We start from the raw sequence: 15150 nt of genomic DNA on the forward strand, positions 1-15150 counted from the left end.
TGATGAAATTAAAAGATTATACGAAATAATTCAATTCAGTATATACAAGCCTGAAACTCATAAGTGTTAGTATTTATGCGGTTTTGTGGTAAAAAATATGCTCTAAAGTAGGAAACTCACGCTAGAGGGTAGGATTTTAGTTTCTTGGATTATTTCAGGTTTAATCTCAGTTTTAGCAGAAGGCAAAGAAAGGATATGTTTTTCAAACTCTGTGATTGGTTGTTTTTTCCCACTATCATAAATTATGAAATCTTCTTTCTTCAGATCCAAAACAGGATTCCCTTTTTTATCGGTGACATAGACTTGGACCAGCTTTAGAGTTACTACAACCTCATGCTGAATAGTTTGCTGCTTTTTCTCTGTTTGTTGAATTGGACTTGAATATGAATAGAGCTCCGTAAGGATAATTTGCGCAAGAAAAACAATAAGGAAAGAGAAGAGCCATTTTCTCATCCGATACCTTTTGACCCCACTCAAGAGTTCAGTTTTACACATGAAAATCATACCTCCTCTTTTCGCTCTTGTAATTATATTTTACTCCCTCCTTCAACTGAAAGCAAATTACACACCAGACCATAGTTACCAACATCAATGAGCAACCAAGAGAGAAAATTTCAAACTCTGTATCATCTCATTTTTTAATTATCTCATTTAATTTCTTAATAAATTCTATTTGTTCGTCTGGATTAATTCTTGCTTTATCCGCTAGCAAAATTTTTCCCTTGTTGTCAATTAATATTTTCAAGGGTGTTTTATTTATGTTGAACATTTTCGTAACTTTAGATTCCACATCATATAAAACTGGAAAAATTATCTCTGAATTTTCTACTCAATTCTTGAGTTCTTTTTCATCAATATGCCTAGCTATTCCTATAACTTGTACTTTACCTTCTTCCGAAATTCTTTGCCACAGATTCGTTTCTTCCAAACAAGGACTGCAATCTAAAGGAGAGAAAAAGGCTAAAAGTGTATAAGGCGAATTTCTCAATATTTCCTCAGAACTATATCTGATTCCATTTAAATCATTTAAGACAAAATTAGGAGTGAACTTTATCATAAGATAAGATTTTCTCTTAATATCAAAATCATCTTTATTTTGTTTTTGAAAATAGTTTTTAGATAAAAAAAATAGATTTGCTATAGATTTGTTCATTCTTCCTCCTTTCCTAAACTTAATATTTATTAAAAATATAATATAAAAGTATATAAAAGTTTATAAATGTCAAGCCACCTGCCTTCGAATAATTGAAAAAAATATATAAATGAGGGATAATTTTGAAGGAAAAAAATGAAGAGATTAAAGATTCTGAGAAAAAAACAATCTGGCAAGATCAAAGGAATTATGAAATTTCTTTTAATTTAGAAGATATAAAAAAATTAAAAAGCTCTGAATATACAATTGAAAGAGAGCTAAAACTAAAAAGAGGTGATTATACCTTGCTTGCGATCCTTGAAAATAAATCAAATAAAAACAGGAGCAAAAAGGAGATAAGTTTTAGTATAGATAAATAATTGGAGGAAAAAATGATACATAGAAAAAAAACTTTAATCTTTATGTTTTTTTTACTTATACTTTTTATCCCTTCCCTATTAAATTCTTTAGATAAAAAAAATAAATCCCAGCAAAAAAGAAAAATCCCATCAAAAATAGCAAAAATATTCGATGAAGAAATTTTAACCAGGGAGACTAAAACCGAAATTCCAATCAATATCATTCGTATAATTTATCTTCCTGCTCAGGAGAATAACATCTATCCCGTATTCATCATGGAGGCAAAGAACTCAGATATAGGCTTTGTGGAATCATCAAAAGATAAGAAAATGCTATTTGCCAATCTAAATATTTATGCAAGATTCTATAAAATGGAAAATAAAAACATTGCAGGAACTTATAAAGAAATTAATATCCCTTATCAAGCAGAAGAAAAAAAAGAGGGCTACAATCCTGAAGAGAAAAACTTTTATACCTTTGGATATACACTTGCTCCTGGAGCTTACGTAATTTTGATTGCTTTTTCCTCTGAAGATTTGAACAGGATTGGGACAGCTCTTGCTGAATTTTCATTACCAGATACTTCCCAGCAAAAGCTGGATACAACCACAATTTTTTTTGTTAAATCTATCGAAGAGCTATCTGCTCCAGAGAAAATATTAAAGCTTGAAAAGAACTGTTTCACTTATGGAAATTTGAAATTCGAACCAAAAAAAGAGAATGTTTTTTCTCCTTCTGAAAATCTTGATATATTCTATTTTGTCGTTGGGTCAGCAACTAATCCTCAAACAGGTAAGATTGAGCTTGAGATAAATTATTCCCTGAAAAAAGGAGAAGAAACGATTACTCGATTTCCTCCCCAGAGTTTAGACATCCCTATAATAAGTCAGCCTATTCCCTTAATCTCAGAGGGTAAGAATTTAGAACCAGGCGATTATTCTCTTTCCATTGATATTCTCGATAAAATTTCTAAAAACTCAATTAAAAAAGATATACCTTTTCAGGTAAAATAGATTATAAATTTATTAAATTAAGATAGGTAAAAATGAAAATCAAAAAGTGCATTTTCTTGTTTCTAATCATTTTTCTGTCTTTATCATTTTTCAAAATCATCTCAGAAAAAATATTTGCTAAAGTCCAAACACAAACGGACAAAACGCAGCTTCGCCATGAAGTGGTCGTGACTTTAAAGTTGGTTCAGGTTTATGTCACAGATAAAAAAGGAAATCCCATTCTGGACTTGACTAAGGATGATTTCGTCATCTATGACAACGGTAAAAAGCAAGACATAACAGAGTTTGAGAAATATGTTCTTTCCTTCCCTTCCCTTGAAGCTGAAGATAAACTTAAGATAATCAAGGAAACACCTCTTCAACCAGACCGAGAGTTGATGAGCCGCAAGTTCTTCCTTTTCTTTGATTTTGCCTACAACAACGCCAAGGGTATCATCAAAGCCAGAGAAGCCGCGCTTCACTTTATTGATACTCAGCTTCAGCCATCAGATAAGGTCGGAGTGCTCTCTTTCTCTTCTCTAAAGAGCTTAACCCTTCATGAATATTTGACGACTAATCATCAGAAAATTCGACAAATTGTAGAGAAATCTGGCATCAAAGAGATAACGGGGAGAGCAGAGAATTTTGAGGCCGAATACTGGCAGGCGGTTGCCGACGAAAATCCGAAGGATGCCAGCAAGGCTGGATGGGTATTTGATAAACCTGATCCAGGGATTATATCCCGACAACGGAAAGAGAGTTTGGTCCAAATTTTAAATTTTACACAAAAAATGATCGAGTTAGCTAAAGCCATGAGATATACTCCCGGTCACAAATATATTATCCTTTTTTCCTCCGGTGTTCCCTATACACTTGTTTATGGAATTCAGTCGCCCTACAGATACCAAGAGAAATATGAAATAGGAGAAAACATCCAGAGCTGGGGAGAAACTCTGTTAAAGCAAAGATATGAAGAGATGCTTAAAGAATTAAGCGCTTCCAATTGCGCTATCTATGCCCTGGATACAGAAGAAGCAAGGATAACTCTTGAGGCAGATTTAAGGATGACTGGAGCTTTTTCTTTGGAGAAGATGGCGAGCGAAACAGGAGGAAAATATTTTGGCAACATTAACAAATACGAAAAGCACTTAGAAAAGATCCAGAATTTGACAGGCTCTTACTATGTGCTTGGCTATTATATCGATGAGAAATGGGATGGAGCATATCATAAAATAAAAGTTGAGGTGAAAAGGCCTGGTTGCAAGGTTCATGCTCAGAAGGGGTATTTCAACTCGAAGCCTTTTAGCGAATATAGCCAGCTTGAGAAGCAGCTTCATCTCGTTGACCTGGCTTTGAGCGAGAAACCTCTTTTCCTGACACCTCTTCGTTTTCCCCTGGCTACCTTGTCCTGTTCCGTTGATAAGGAGGCAAACCTCTGTCTGATCGCAAAAATCCCATTAGAAAAGATACAGGAGATTTTAGAAGGAAAAGTTGAAATCATAAGTCTTATCTTCGATAGCGCCGAAAATATCGTCGATCTGCGGAGAGGCGAGGCAAATTTTTCCCAATTGCCGGGAGAAAATGCCTATTATTATTCCTTATTTTCCCTGCCGCCTGGCTCATACAAATGTCGCTTAGTCATCAGAAATTTGGAGACAGGAAGGGGAGCTGTCGGTTCTTCCTCAGCTACCATTCTCGAAACAAAGAAAAAAGGGATCGAGCTTTACCCACCTCTTTTGCTTTCTCCCGAGAAAAACGCTATTTATGTGAAAGGTCTGCCTCCAAAAAAATCAGCACAAAGATTCGCCTCTCTTTCTTTAACTGATTATTTCCATTACGATACGACTCAGTACTCACCATATATAGATGATTCTTTGCAAAGAAATTCAACAGTTCCGGCTGTTGTTGTTTGCTCAATTTTTGATATTTCCGCTCCTGAAGTTGAAATTTCCGCTTCCCTGATTGAAAAGTCATCCGGCGAAACAATTCCTCTTACTGTATCTGTTCTCTCTGATGCGAAAAAAAAGGATAAACATATCTTTTTCATCCATATTCAGATTCGCGCATTGCCCCAGGGCGAATACGCTTTAAATCTCGTCGCCAAAGAAAAAACGAGCCAGACAGAATCTCAGGTGACGAAGATTTTTAAGATAAAGTGAAAAATACCTGCGTTTATAATTTTCAATACATCCGAAAGAATAACCAAATCAACGAAGTCTGAACCCTTTCAGAGGAAAGCGGCTGGAAAAGAAATGTCAAAAATACACCGTTAAAAACAATCAATAGCATGATGAAGTGGGAATCAAGTTGAAATTTATTATCATAAGAAGTAAAATAGTTTTGTTCTTATTGGTAGCCGCAGGCTTTGGCCTGCGTTTACAATAAGAGAAAGATAAATAAAATGAAAAAAAAGTACTTCTTTTTTCTGCTTTTTTTCCTTTCTGTGCCTCTTTTCATTCTTTCCCAGAAAAAAGCAAAAGATCTTCCTCCCCTCTACCGGAAATGGTTAGAGGAGGAAGTCGTTTATATCATCACACCGAAGGAAAAAGAGGTCTTTCTCCAGCTCGAGACTGATCGGGAAAGAGACATTTTCATAGAAGCCTTCTGGAGACAGCGTGACCCCAACCCCTCCACTCCTGAAAACGAATTCAAAGAAGAGCATTATCGACGCATAACCTATGCCAATCAGAATTTTGGAAGAGGTGCACCTGGACCAGGCTGGAGAACGGCCATGGGCAGAATTTATATCACCTTGGGAGAGCCCAAGTCGATTGACAGGTTTGAAAACCTGACCGAAACTTATCCTATTATCATCTGGTTTTACGAAGGCATGGCTGAGTATGGCCTTCCCAATGCCTTTTATGTAGTTTTTTTCAAGAAAAGCGGAGCAGGGGATTATGAATTGTACTCTCCCATAAGAGATGGTCCCCAAGAGCTCCTCATCCACTACAAAGGAGACATGACAAACTACTCATTGGCCTATGATGAACTCTTTCAAATAGAGCCCACCATCGCCGAAGTTTCCCTTTCTTTGATTCCTGGTGAGCCTCAAACTCTATCCCCTTCCTTAGCCTCAGAAGTTCTCTTATTCTCCAAGATTCCTTCAGCTCCCCTTGAAAAAGTGAAGGATACTTATGCGGAGAAGCTTCTTAAATACAAAGATATCGTAGAAGTCGAATATACAGCCAACTACATGGACAATGATTCCTATATTCGAGTCATTCAAGATAAATCAGGGATTTTCTTTGTCAATTATCTCGTTGAGCCCAAAAGGCTTTCTATCGAACAGTTCGAAAGGAGATTCTATACGAAATTAGAAATCAACGGAAAAATTTCTGATCCCGGGGGGAAAACCATTTACCAATACGATAAATCCATTCCTATCGAGTTCACAGGAGAACAAATGGAAAACATCAAATCAAAACTCTTCAGCTTCCAGGATGTGTTTCCTCTCGTCGAGGGAAGTTATCGATTTAACTTCCTCCTCAAGAACACCATTTCCAAGGAATTCACTTCCTTTGAATCGGATATTATCATCCCCAAAATCTCTGGCCCCCAAATGAGTTCTTTGATTTTGGCGAACAGGGTGAATAAGCAATCAAAATATAAGGGAAGAACCAAGCCCTTTTTTGTCAGGGACATCCAGCTTGTGCCTTCGCCTCGCAACGATTTCGCTCCCAAAGACAATTTGTACCTCTTTTTCCAGATTTACGGACTCACTGATGAATTGAGAGAAAATAGCTCTCTAGAATACGCCATCTATAAAGGCGAAGAAAAAGTCTTCTCCTCGATCAAAAGCATCAAAGAATATCCTGACTTTCCTGATTTCTTCGAAGAAATATCCTTGGCCAATCTCTCTCCGGCCAACTATAAGATGAAAGTATGTCTTTTAGATAAAGAGAAAAAAGAAGTCCTCTTCGAACAGAGCGATTTTTTTATTACCCCTGTAGGCTATTTGCCGCGGCCGTGGGTTCTTTCTTTTCCTCTCCCCTCTTCTGATGACCCCTTGTTCTCCAACATTTTAGGGAATCAGCTTTTCAATAAAAAAGATTTTCAAGGAGCAAGAAGGCATCTGGAGAAGGCCTATCAAAAAGACCCAACTTTTGTGAAATATGCCCTGGATTACTGCCGCCTCCTTTTAGCCACAAAAGAATATCAACGGGTGAAAGAGATAGCCCTTCCCTTCTTGAAAAATCAAGAAAAATATGAATTCCTCTCCCTCCTGGGGCGGTCTTGCCAGGCACTGGGAGAGCTCGAAGAAGCTATCTCCTATTACAAAGAATATCTTTCCCACTTTGGGACGAACATCCCCATCCTCAATTCCATCGGAGAATGTTATTATAAATTGGGCCGAAAAGAAGAAGCTCTCGTAGCCTGGGAAAAATCCCTCGAGATTAACCCCAAGCAGGAAGATATCAAAAAAATTGTCGAATCCTTAAAAGGCAAAAAATGAAATTTCATCAGTTTTTCTTCTGGAGCATTCTTATTCTTCTGTCTTTTCTTTTATGCATTGAGGATGTGGCAGGCCAGGCAGGACGAGGAAAAGGAAGAATTAATGGAGTTATTCTCGATGAGCAAGGAAACCCCGTACTTGGGGCGAAAGTCGTCATCCAATATTCGCAGGATCAGACTGTCCAGCGAGAGATCTCTACTGACAAAAAGGGACAATGGGCTTTTTTAGGGCTCGGTTCGGGGATATGGAAAATAACGGCTTCAGCCGAGGGATATATACCCACGACTACTGCTACCAATGTCAGTCAGCTCGGAATAAACCCGAAAATCACTCTTACCTTGAAGAAAATGGCGCAATCCCAGTCTTCCTTTATCAGAGACCAGGAGTCCTTGAATTTTATCGAAAAAGCGAACCAACTCTTTTCAGAAAAGAAATATGATGAGGCTATTTCCCTGATGCAGCAATTCTTGGAGAAGAATCCTAAAGCTTATCAAGCTTATATCAACATCGGCGATTGTTACCGGGAGAAAGGCGAGTTTGAGAAAGCCATAGAAAACTATAACTGGGCTATTGAAGAAGCGAAAAAAGATGAGACCACGGGAAAGGAGATGACAGCCAAGGCCCTGGCAGCCATCGGAGAATGCCACATGAGAAAAGGGGATTTCTCATCCGCCCAGACCTTTTTCAAGCAATCCATCGACACTTACCCTGAGAATGAGGCTTTAGCTTATAACGTCGGCGAAATCTTTTTTTCCAATCAAAAGCATGATGAGGCGATTCAATACTTCACCCTTGCTACAAAAATCAAGCCCGATTGGGGTCCAGCCTACTACAAATTGGGTTTAGTATACTTGAATAAAGCCGATTATGAGAAAGCCATAGAGAATTTGAAAAAATTCCTGGAACTTGAGCCAAATTCCGAGTTCGCTCCGACTGTCAAGAACATGCTCGAGTACTTAGAAAAAATCAAGAAATAAAATTATCGCTTTAGCATTTTTTCTAAGGACTGAAGTTCTATCTGGGCGTTTTTGATCTTTTGCTCGCTTTCTCCATCCGGGTTTTCCAAATAAAGCCTCAGATAATGAACAGCTTCGTTGATATTTCCAACCTTCTTCATGGCCACTGCTAAATTGTAATAGGCTGTAGGAGTGGGCCGAAGACTGAGAGCTTTTTTGAGAGTATCGATAGCTTTGCTTAAATCTCCCAAATAGCCATAGGCGATTCCGAGGTCTTGGCGTATTTCGTAATCATCGGGATAATCTTCTGCCAATTGCTCATAAATTTTGATCGCTTCCTGAATTTTGCCCGTGGTCGCCAAATTCATGGCGTAGTTCTTGCGGAGGAATTTGTTCTCAGGCTCAATGGTCAGGGCTTTCTCGAAAGAGCTCCGGGCTTCTTCTTTATTCCCGATGAAATCCAAAATCCATGCTGAGGCAAGAAGAGCGTCGAAATAGTTGGGGTCGATTCTTAAAAGAGCCTGCCACACATCCAGAGCCTTCTTCAACCGGCCCATCAACATATAGGTATGCCCCAGCCTGGAGAGAAGAACAGAAGAATTGGAAATTTTTTTGTTCCCCTCTTCTAAAACCGAAATGGCCTCATCAAAGCGTTCCATTCTGGCATACATGAGGGCTAAATTGACATAGCTTGTGGGCGCTTCCGGCCTCAAAGATAAAACTTTTTCATAAATTTTGGCCGCTTCCTGGTAATTTTCCTTAAACTCGTAGATTTCTGCCTGGGTCATCATCTTCAGCTCTTCAATTCGATCTTTTGGGTCGGGCAGAGAACCTTTTGAAGGTTCTCCTGAAAATTCGACGTAACCCAATGACCTCAGTCTTTCCCTCTCTTCGGCTGTCATTTCTCTTTTTTCTGCTTTAACAGGAGAGGTATTTTTCGCGATGAGGGCTTTGAGTCTCTCTTTTTTCTCCGTGAGAACTTTTTTTTCTTCCACAATGACGTTTTTTGTTTCCCCAGGGTCTACTTTTAAGTTATAGAGTTCTTCCCTGGGAGCATGGATGTATTTCCAATCTCCATCGACCAAGCCGACGAGCTCTGACCAGCCATAGTTTTCTCTCGGAAAATAGGTTTCCATGTAAGAAGGGAGATTGATTTTTTTCTTTCCCTGGATGTAGGGCAACAGGCTTTCGCCCTGAATTTCTTTTTCCATAGGGATTCGGAGCATGTCCAGGATAGAAGGCATGATATCAATAAGCCTGACCTTTGCCTTGACTACCTTTTTTTGAGGTAGATGATTCTCAGCATAGAAGATAAGAGGGACTTTCATCGTCCCTTCATAGAGGAAAACCCCATGTCCGTCTTCGCCTTTTTCTCCGAAAGCTTCTCCATGGTCTCCAGCCAGAACGATAAAAGTTTTATCGAGGAGTTTTTTTTCTCTCAATTTCTTCACTGTTTTTCCCACATAAAAATCCATGTAGGCAATTTCCCCATCATAAGGGCTCTCTTGAAATTCCTCTCTGAAAGGCGGCGGAGGAACGTAAGGAAGATGAGGGTCAAAAAAGTGAACCCACAAGAAAAATTGTTGCTCATGATTTTTATCCAGCCAGGAAGCGAAGGAGGCAAAAACCTTCTCCGCCTCTCTCTCAGAATTTAAAGCTTTAAAAGCCTGCTCAGCGGCAAAATTATCGTCATAGGAATCGAAACCCTGGTCCAGGCCAAAACGGGAATCCACGGTGAAAGAACTGACGAAAGCAGCGGTTTTTAAACCCTGGCTTTTCACGATTTCAGCCAAAGTCGTAATATCAGGCCGGAGATAGTAGGAGCCGTTGTTCCGAACTCCATGGTAGAGGGGATACATGCCGGTAAGTATGGAGCAATGGGAAGGAAAGGTCAAAGGAACCTGACAATAGGCATTTAAAAATTTCACTCCATTCAAAGCTAAGAAATCGAGGTTTGGAGTTTTTGCTTTTTCGTAGCCATAGCAACCGAGCCTGTCAGCGCGAGTTGTGTCCAGCGTGATGAGCAAGACATTCAAGTGGGTATCCCTTTTGACGGAGCTCCTTGGGATGAGAAAATAAAATAAAAAACCAAAAGCTATTAAAAGTAGTAAAATTGTGAGGACATAAATCAGAGATTTATGAGATATTTTTTTAAGCGGTTTTTTATCTTCTATTATTTTTGTTTCTTTAGTAACTGACTTTACAGGTGGAGGAACATGAAGAGACTTTCTTTTCTTTTTTCTTCTCTTTTTGGACATAAAATTAATTTTTTACACTTCTACAAAAAAATTAAAAAGATAAAATGACATGAAGCAAATAAAGAGAAAAAAACCCGCCTCCCCCAGAAGAGGAGGCGGGTTGAGCTTCAGCTTCTGCTTAAGATACTAAAAGATGAACTTAACTCCCAATCGGGCTGAGATAGGCCCGTAGAAATCTGTTTCTTTCATAAACAGTGCATTCGGTACATAATTGATATTTGGAGTCGTCAGATCCCAGTTTTTGGCAAGAATCATGGCTTCTGAGACACTTAGACCATAAAGAGTTCTATAGGCATAAAGTCGCTGGGCGGTTTTGATGTCAAAGATGTTATCCACGTTGAGGTTGAAGTTAATTTTATATTTTCCCACTTTCAGGTTGTACTCGGCATAGACATTACCAAACCACGTGAACGGCGTCCTCTTTGTCTGGAGTTTGCCATTCTCATCCCGGTAATAGAATCTATTGAAGGGATACTGAAAAGCATCAAGATATGTCCAGGTCTCTGTAAAAGGTTTACCGCTCATAGCAAAAACAACAGCGCTCACAGTAAGGGGGAAGGGAAAGGTGTAAGCACCCCAGAATTTGAATTGGTGGGGTCTGTCAGTTGGCAGGGGTCCATCGATCAGCTCACCATTCTTGGTGTAAGACATCGCCCAGTTGTCAAAGCTTCTCTCTACATAGGGGCTTGTGCGTCCGTATTCGTCAGAGCTTCCCAGACCGGAAAAATTACCCTCCAATCTACTCCAGGTGTAAGAAAAACCTGCCAGCCAATTATTGGAAAATCTTTTGTCGAGGCTGAAATTGATTGCATAGTATTCCCGTTTAGCCTTGGGAGTCTCCCAATAGTTGGGATCCATCTTGCCGCCGTGGGTTGTCCAGAGAGAATAGCCAAAACCAGGGTTAGTTTCATAATACTGCTCTCCGACACCTGGAACAAGGACACCCACGTCTTCAATGACACGACGAAGGTGCTTCTGGACAAACCGGACTGTGGCTGAAAGGTTTTCCATCAGCTTCTTCTCTACGCCTAAAGCGATTTCCCGCTGGCTAACTGGCTTCAGATCAATATCTGTGGACTCAAAAGAGGGGTAACGCCAATCATAAACCGCCAGAAGCTTTCCTGGAAAGATACCACCAACTCCAATCTTGTCCCATTCGTATGTATCCAGCGTATAGTAGGCGCTTTTCCATTTGAACCCGGCATAGGAGTGGGCAGGCATATAGGTCTTGATAACATCATAATATAAACCGTAGTTTCCAAAGACCTTCAAGCTTGTATCGCCAAAGACATCATAGATTAACCCGAGTCTGGGAGAGAGTTTGTCCCCGAACTCGAATTCAATAGGTCTAAAACCCTTAGGAATGGAAGGATCTGCAGAGTAAGGCGGCACATATTCTGACTCTGCCCGGAGACCCAAATTCAGGGTTAATTTATCGGCAATCGTCCAGCTGTCCTGGAGATAGAACGCCCAACGGTCATTATAGACTTTAAAAAACTCGCCAAAAGGACCGGCGCGGTCTGGGTTATTATCCCCCCGGACTTCATAGTGGCCGTATGTTCCTATCCCATAGTTTACTCCACCGAGGATGCGTGGCCGACCCCACCATAACCAGATTTCCGGATTCGTGATAGTCCTATCAGCGTCTTCTCCCTGACGAAACCATGAACCTCCGAATTTGAAGGCATGCTCACCCCCAAGGTTCATATAATATGTGAAATCTGCGCTTAAGTAGTTTTTGTACTTTATATACTTCTTGAATTCGTAACTCCTTCCGTAGTTTTGCCAGCCCCTGGGCCTCTGATATTGTGAGGGGATACTAGGATATTTGGCGGTCCCATCACCGTAATGAAACCACCTGGGCTCGGTGGATACAAACTGCTGGTTGGTCGTGTCATAGAAGAAGCGGCCTCCACGGATGTTGATCATGAGGTTATTCCCGAAGGTCAAATCGGCAAAGCCCTGGGCATTCCAGCCCGGATAGTCATAACCGTCTCTTTCCCAGCGGGGGTCTGTCGGGCTACCTGTGCCATCTCGAGGAGGAAGACTTTTCCTCCATTTGGTGAAATTGTTAACAAAAGAAGCGCCTACACGCATGAAACGGAAAGGCTGAGCGGTTATCTTTCCCTGGAAATTATAGGCGTAACTTTTACTCGTATAATCTCCGATTACTGGGGGAGTGGTTAAAAATTCAACATGCCTTTTGGTAGGTTGATAGACAGGAAGAACTGAGCCGAAGAACCACAGCCTGTCTTTGAGAATGTATCCACCTAGGCTTAATCCACCCTCAAACCGATTCCACTTATCCTTACCATACGCTTTAGGCAACCCTTTTCCTGTCTGGTAATTGACATATTCGGCTTTCGTGATATCAAAGGGGTTCAGACGGAGACTATCTCTTTCATTTCCCGTCAGCCAGGAGCTATTTAAATAGCCAATAATTTCGCCGTGGTATTCATTTCCTCCTTGCCTGGTGACAACGTTGATTACGCCACCCAGAGCGCCGCCATACTCAGCATTGTAGCCGCTTGCCACGATTTGAATTTCATCAATAAATTCGAAAACAGCGCCCATACGGGGGAGACCAACATCATTTCTTGTGGTATCAGTTCCGTCAATGTAGACCAAGTTCTCAGCGGCGGAAGCACCATCCACGGAAATCCCGCCCAGCCAGGGTTCGGAGTTGACCCCGGGCACAATGGTAGTCAAGGTGTCAAAGTTCCTTCCCCTGGGAAGCACATCAAACACCTGTTTGGTGATCGTCATTCCCTTGGTTGTGCTCTTCACATCAATCAAGGGAGGCGTTCCCGTGACAGTTATTTGTTCTTCTATTTTGCCCAGGGTCATGGTGATATTAATCGTAAGAGTTTCATCGATGTGGAGTATGATATCTTTTCGCACCACAGTATTGAATCCTTGAAGGGAATAAGTGATAGTATAATCTCCAGGGGGTAGGGCAAAAAGACGATAAACACCGTAAACATCGGTAACCGTGCTGGATTTGCCGATGAGTTTCGGGCTTTCTGCCACGACCGACACTCCAGGAAGAGCTGCGCCAGTTTCATCAGTAATTTTTCCTATGATCTTTCCACTCGCAACAGTCGGGGTTTGGGACTGAAGTGTTCCACAGATAAGAAGAAAAGCAAAAGCTAAAATGATTAATACTTTTGGTTTAATCATTAAATCCTCCTTTTCATTAAATAAACCAAAAATCCCTTTTCCCACTTTTTAATGGGAATCCAATACGCAAAAAAGTTTTTATTTTTCTTTTATTCTCACCTCCTTCGTTATTATTTGGATGAGTAGGTAAAAGTAAAATCATTTTTTCTTCATTCAATTAATTTTATAGCAAAATCCGTGCCAAATATAAATTATTGATTTCATTATATTTATAAATCCATTTTAATAAATTATCCAATATTTTGGATAAAAATTCAAAAAAATAAATTCAAAATTCTTTATCATAGACTGGCTTTACATCCACCGGAATGTCTTTTAATTTTTCAATCGATGTTTTCAAAAAATCTGGAATTTTAGAGTATCTCTCAATCATCAATGAAGAAGCAGGGTAGTCTCTTTTTCCTTCAATGGTTAGAAGCTCTTTTGCAAGGTTACTTACTGACTTTTTTATCCTTTCTTCGTTGATTGAGTATTTTTTGTTAACTAAATCGTAAGTAATTGCTCCATCATTAAGAAGATAATTAAACTGCAAAAGATTAGCTTTTGCATGGGCTTCTTCAGCTCCAAATCGAATCGAACGAAATATCGAAGCTAAATAAGTCGCATACATTTTCTTTTCCATTTCTTCTAATATTACCTTTTTCTTTATCAAATAGTCAAAATTAAAAAGCCCCAATATATCTGCTTTTGCTTCCTCTATCACTGCATAATTCTCCTTCAATTCTTTATTCACAGTGCTAATCGATCCATCAGATTTCTTTATAAAATTTATTCCCAGGGGATGGCTCAACTCATGAAGTAATACATTATAGAAAAAACCGTCAAAAGTTACATCTGAAATCAATTCCTCTGACACAATTTCTTTAGCGATTGGAAGCAATGTATTCTCAAACTTTGCTCTCATTATATTTCTCAGTATTACTTTCCTCGTTCCCTTTTCCTCCCTTACTTTTTCATCGTTTGGAAGAGCAAAAGCTATAGCATGAATTCCCCAGTTGCCCTCTCCAGAGGAAAAAATCTCATCAGCGATTCTTATTGGAGAAAAAATTCCTGGCTTTGCAGCTTTATACTGGGCTTCCACTGGAAGGTTTTTCTGCAACTCACTTAAATATGAAGAGAAATTTTCAATTTTTTTACTTTCCTCAAAATCATTAAGATAAATAAAACATTCATAGGAGGTCTTTAATCCTAACAATTTATCTTCATAATTTTCATAAGGTCCTATAACAATTTCTATTTGATTATCTTTTAAATCGAGCCAGTCACAATCACTCTGAAAAAAATTATCGGTTAAAAGGTCCTCTGCTCTCTGGGATAAATATTTTTTTAATGTTAGATTTTCAGCAATCTGAGCTGCTTCTTTCAGCACGTTTGAAGCCTTTTCTAAATAATCTCTATATTCAACGTTGTATGGAATAGCCTCGAGTTCCTTCTCTTTTCTTTTTAATACAGTAAAAGGACTCTCAAATAAACTCTTCAATTCAGGATTTTCTTTAACGAAATTTTCAAACTCCTCCTTTGTCATGTTCTCAGGATAAAATTTTTTTTCTATCTGAATCTTGAATATCTGATCTATTATCTCTGAGGCATTTAAAAATTTATTTAATAATTGCTTCTCGTTTTGATTTATTCTTTCCTTATCCCATTCAATTAAGACTTCCACAAGTTTCTTTTCTTTCTTATCCAATTCCTGATTTTCAACAAAAGAAAGATTTAAAAATAAAATGCTCAAAAAAAAACGCAAAAAAAAGAAACCAATGCCTTTAAATTTCATTCTAATATAAACGCAATAAATAATTTGTAGGGCAACCCTTCAGGG

Annotated in this window: 10 protein-coding genes; 5 read left to right on the forward strand and 5 right to left on the reverse strand. The window is 39.2% G+C overall.

The window, feature by feature from the left end; translation table 11 throughout:
* Positions 1 to 102: 102 nt before the first annotated feature.
* Entirely contained in the window at positions 103 to 453 is a 351-nt protein-coding gene (locus AB1410_02440; protein ID MEW6455561.1) for a hypothetical protein, read from the reverse strand.
* Between the two features lie 376 nt (positions 454 to 829).
* The gene (locus tag AB1410_02445; GenBank protein ID MEW6455562.1) at positions 830 to 1153 is read right to left on the reverse strand and encodes a hypothetical protein; all 324 of its coding nucleotides are present in this window, start codon (positions 1151 to 1153) and stop codon (positions 830 to 832) included.
* A 122-nt stretch (positions 1154 to 1275) separates the two neighbouring features.
* On the opposite strand from AB1410_02445, the gene AB1410_02450 reads away from it, so the two are divergent.
* The 5 genes from AB1410_02450 (at position 1276) to AB1410_02470 (ending at position 7914) form a co-directional block, all read left to right on the forward strand.
* Entirely contained in the window at positions 1276 to 1512 is a 237-nt protein-coding gene (locus tag AB1410_02450) for a hypothetical protein (protein MEW6455563.1), read from the forward strand.
* 12 nt (positions 1513 to 1524) lie between these two features.
* Positions 1525 to 2505 carry a hypothetical protein gene (locus AB1410_02455; protein ID MEW6455564.1) on the forward strand — a complete coding sequence of 327 codons (981 nt, stop codon included), beginning with the start codon at positions 1525 to 1527 and terminating at the stop codon, positions 2503 to 2505.
* Positions 2506 to 2672: 167 nt separating this feature from the next.
* On the forward strand, positions 2673 to 4643 hold the full coding sequence (locus AB1410_02460) for a VWA domain-containing protein (GenBank protein MEW6455565.1): 1971 nt from the start codon (positions 2673 to 2675) through the stop codon (positions 4641 to 4643).
* 242 nt (positions 4644 to 4885) lie between these two features.
* Complete coding sequence (locus AB1410_02465; GenBank protein MEW6455566.1) at positions 4886 to 6937, forward strand: GWxTD domain-containing protein; 2052 nt, start codon at positions 4886 to 4888, stop codon at positions 6935 to 6937.
* Complete coding sequence (locus AB1410_02470; protein MEW6455567.1) at positions 6934 to 7914, forward strand: tetratricopeptide repeat protein; 981 nt, start codon at positions 6934 to 6936, stop codon at positions 7912 to 7914. Before AB1410_02465 ends, AB1410_02470 begins: the two co-directional genes overlap by 4 nt.
* A 2-nt stretch (positions 7915 to 7916) precedes the next feature.
* Here the strand turns inward: AB1410_02470 and AB1410_02475 are convergent, their stop codons facing one another.
* The 3 genes from AB1410_02475 to AB1410_02485 form a co-directional block, all read right to left on the reverse strand.
* Complete coding sequence (locus tag AB1410_02475) at positions 7917 to 10151, reverse strand: sulfatase-like hydrolase/transferase (GenBank protein MEW6455568.1); 2235 nt, start codon at positions 10149 to 10151, stop codon at positions 7917 to 7919.
* A gap of 126 nt (positions 10152 to 10277) precedes the next feature.
* Positions 10278 to 13331 (reverse strand): TonB-dependent receptor, encoded by a 3054-nt coding sequence (locus AB1410_02480; GenBank protein ID MEW6455569.1) that lies wholly within the window; start codon positions 13329 to 13331, stop codon positions 10278 to 10280.
* A 268-nt stretch (positions 13332 to 13599) separates the two neighbouring features.
* Positions 13600 to 15105, reverse strand: coding sequence for a peptidase (locus AB1410_02485; protein MEW6455570.1), 1506 nt, complete (start codon positions 15103 to 15105; stop codon positions 13600 to 13602).
* Between the last annotated feature and the right edge of the window lie 45 nt (positions 15106 to 15150).

It is taken from the genome of Acidobacteriota bacterium, assembly GCA_040756905.1.
Taxonomy (GTDB): domain Bacteria; phylum Acidobacteriota; class Aminicenantia; order JBFLYD01; family JBFLYD01; genus JBFLYD01.

Excerpts from the sequence above, each read along its gene's own strand:
- AB1410_02440 (MEW6455561.1), bottom strand. The coding sequence starts at position 453 with ATGAGAAAATGGCTCTTCTCTTTCCTTATTGTTTTTCTTGCGCAAATT.
- AB1410_02445 (MEW6455562.1), bottom strand. The coding sequence starts at position 1,153 with ATGAACAAATCTATAGCAAATCTATTTTTTTTATCTAAAAACTATTTT.
- AB1410_02455 (MEW6455564.1), top strand. The coding sequence starts at position 1,525 with ATGATACATAGAAAAAAAACTTTAATCTTTATGTTTTTTTTACTTATA.
- AB1410_02465 (MEW6455566.1), top strand. The coding sequence starts at position 4,886 with ATGAAAAAAAAGTACTTCTTTTTTCTGCTTTTTTTCCTTTCTGTGCCT.
- AB1410_02470 (MEW6455567.1), top strand. The coding sequence starts at position 6,934 with ATGAAATTTCATCAGTTTTTCTTCTGGAGCATTCTTATTCTTCTGTCT.
- AB1410_02475 (MEW6455568.1), bottom strand. The coding sequence starts at position 10,151 with ATGTCCAAAAAGAGAAGAAAAAAGAAAAGAAAGTCTCTTCATGTTCCT.
- AB1410_02480 (MEW6455569.1), bottom strand. The coding sequence starts at position 13,331 with ATGATTAAACCAAAAGTATTAATCATTTTAGCTTTTGCTTTTCTTCTT.
- AB1410_02485 (MEW6455570.1), bottom strand. The coding sequence starts at position 15,105 with ATGAAATTTAAAGGCATTGGTTTCTTTTTTTTGCGTTTTTTTTTGAGC.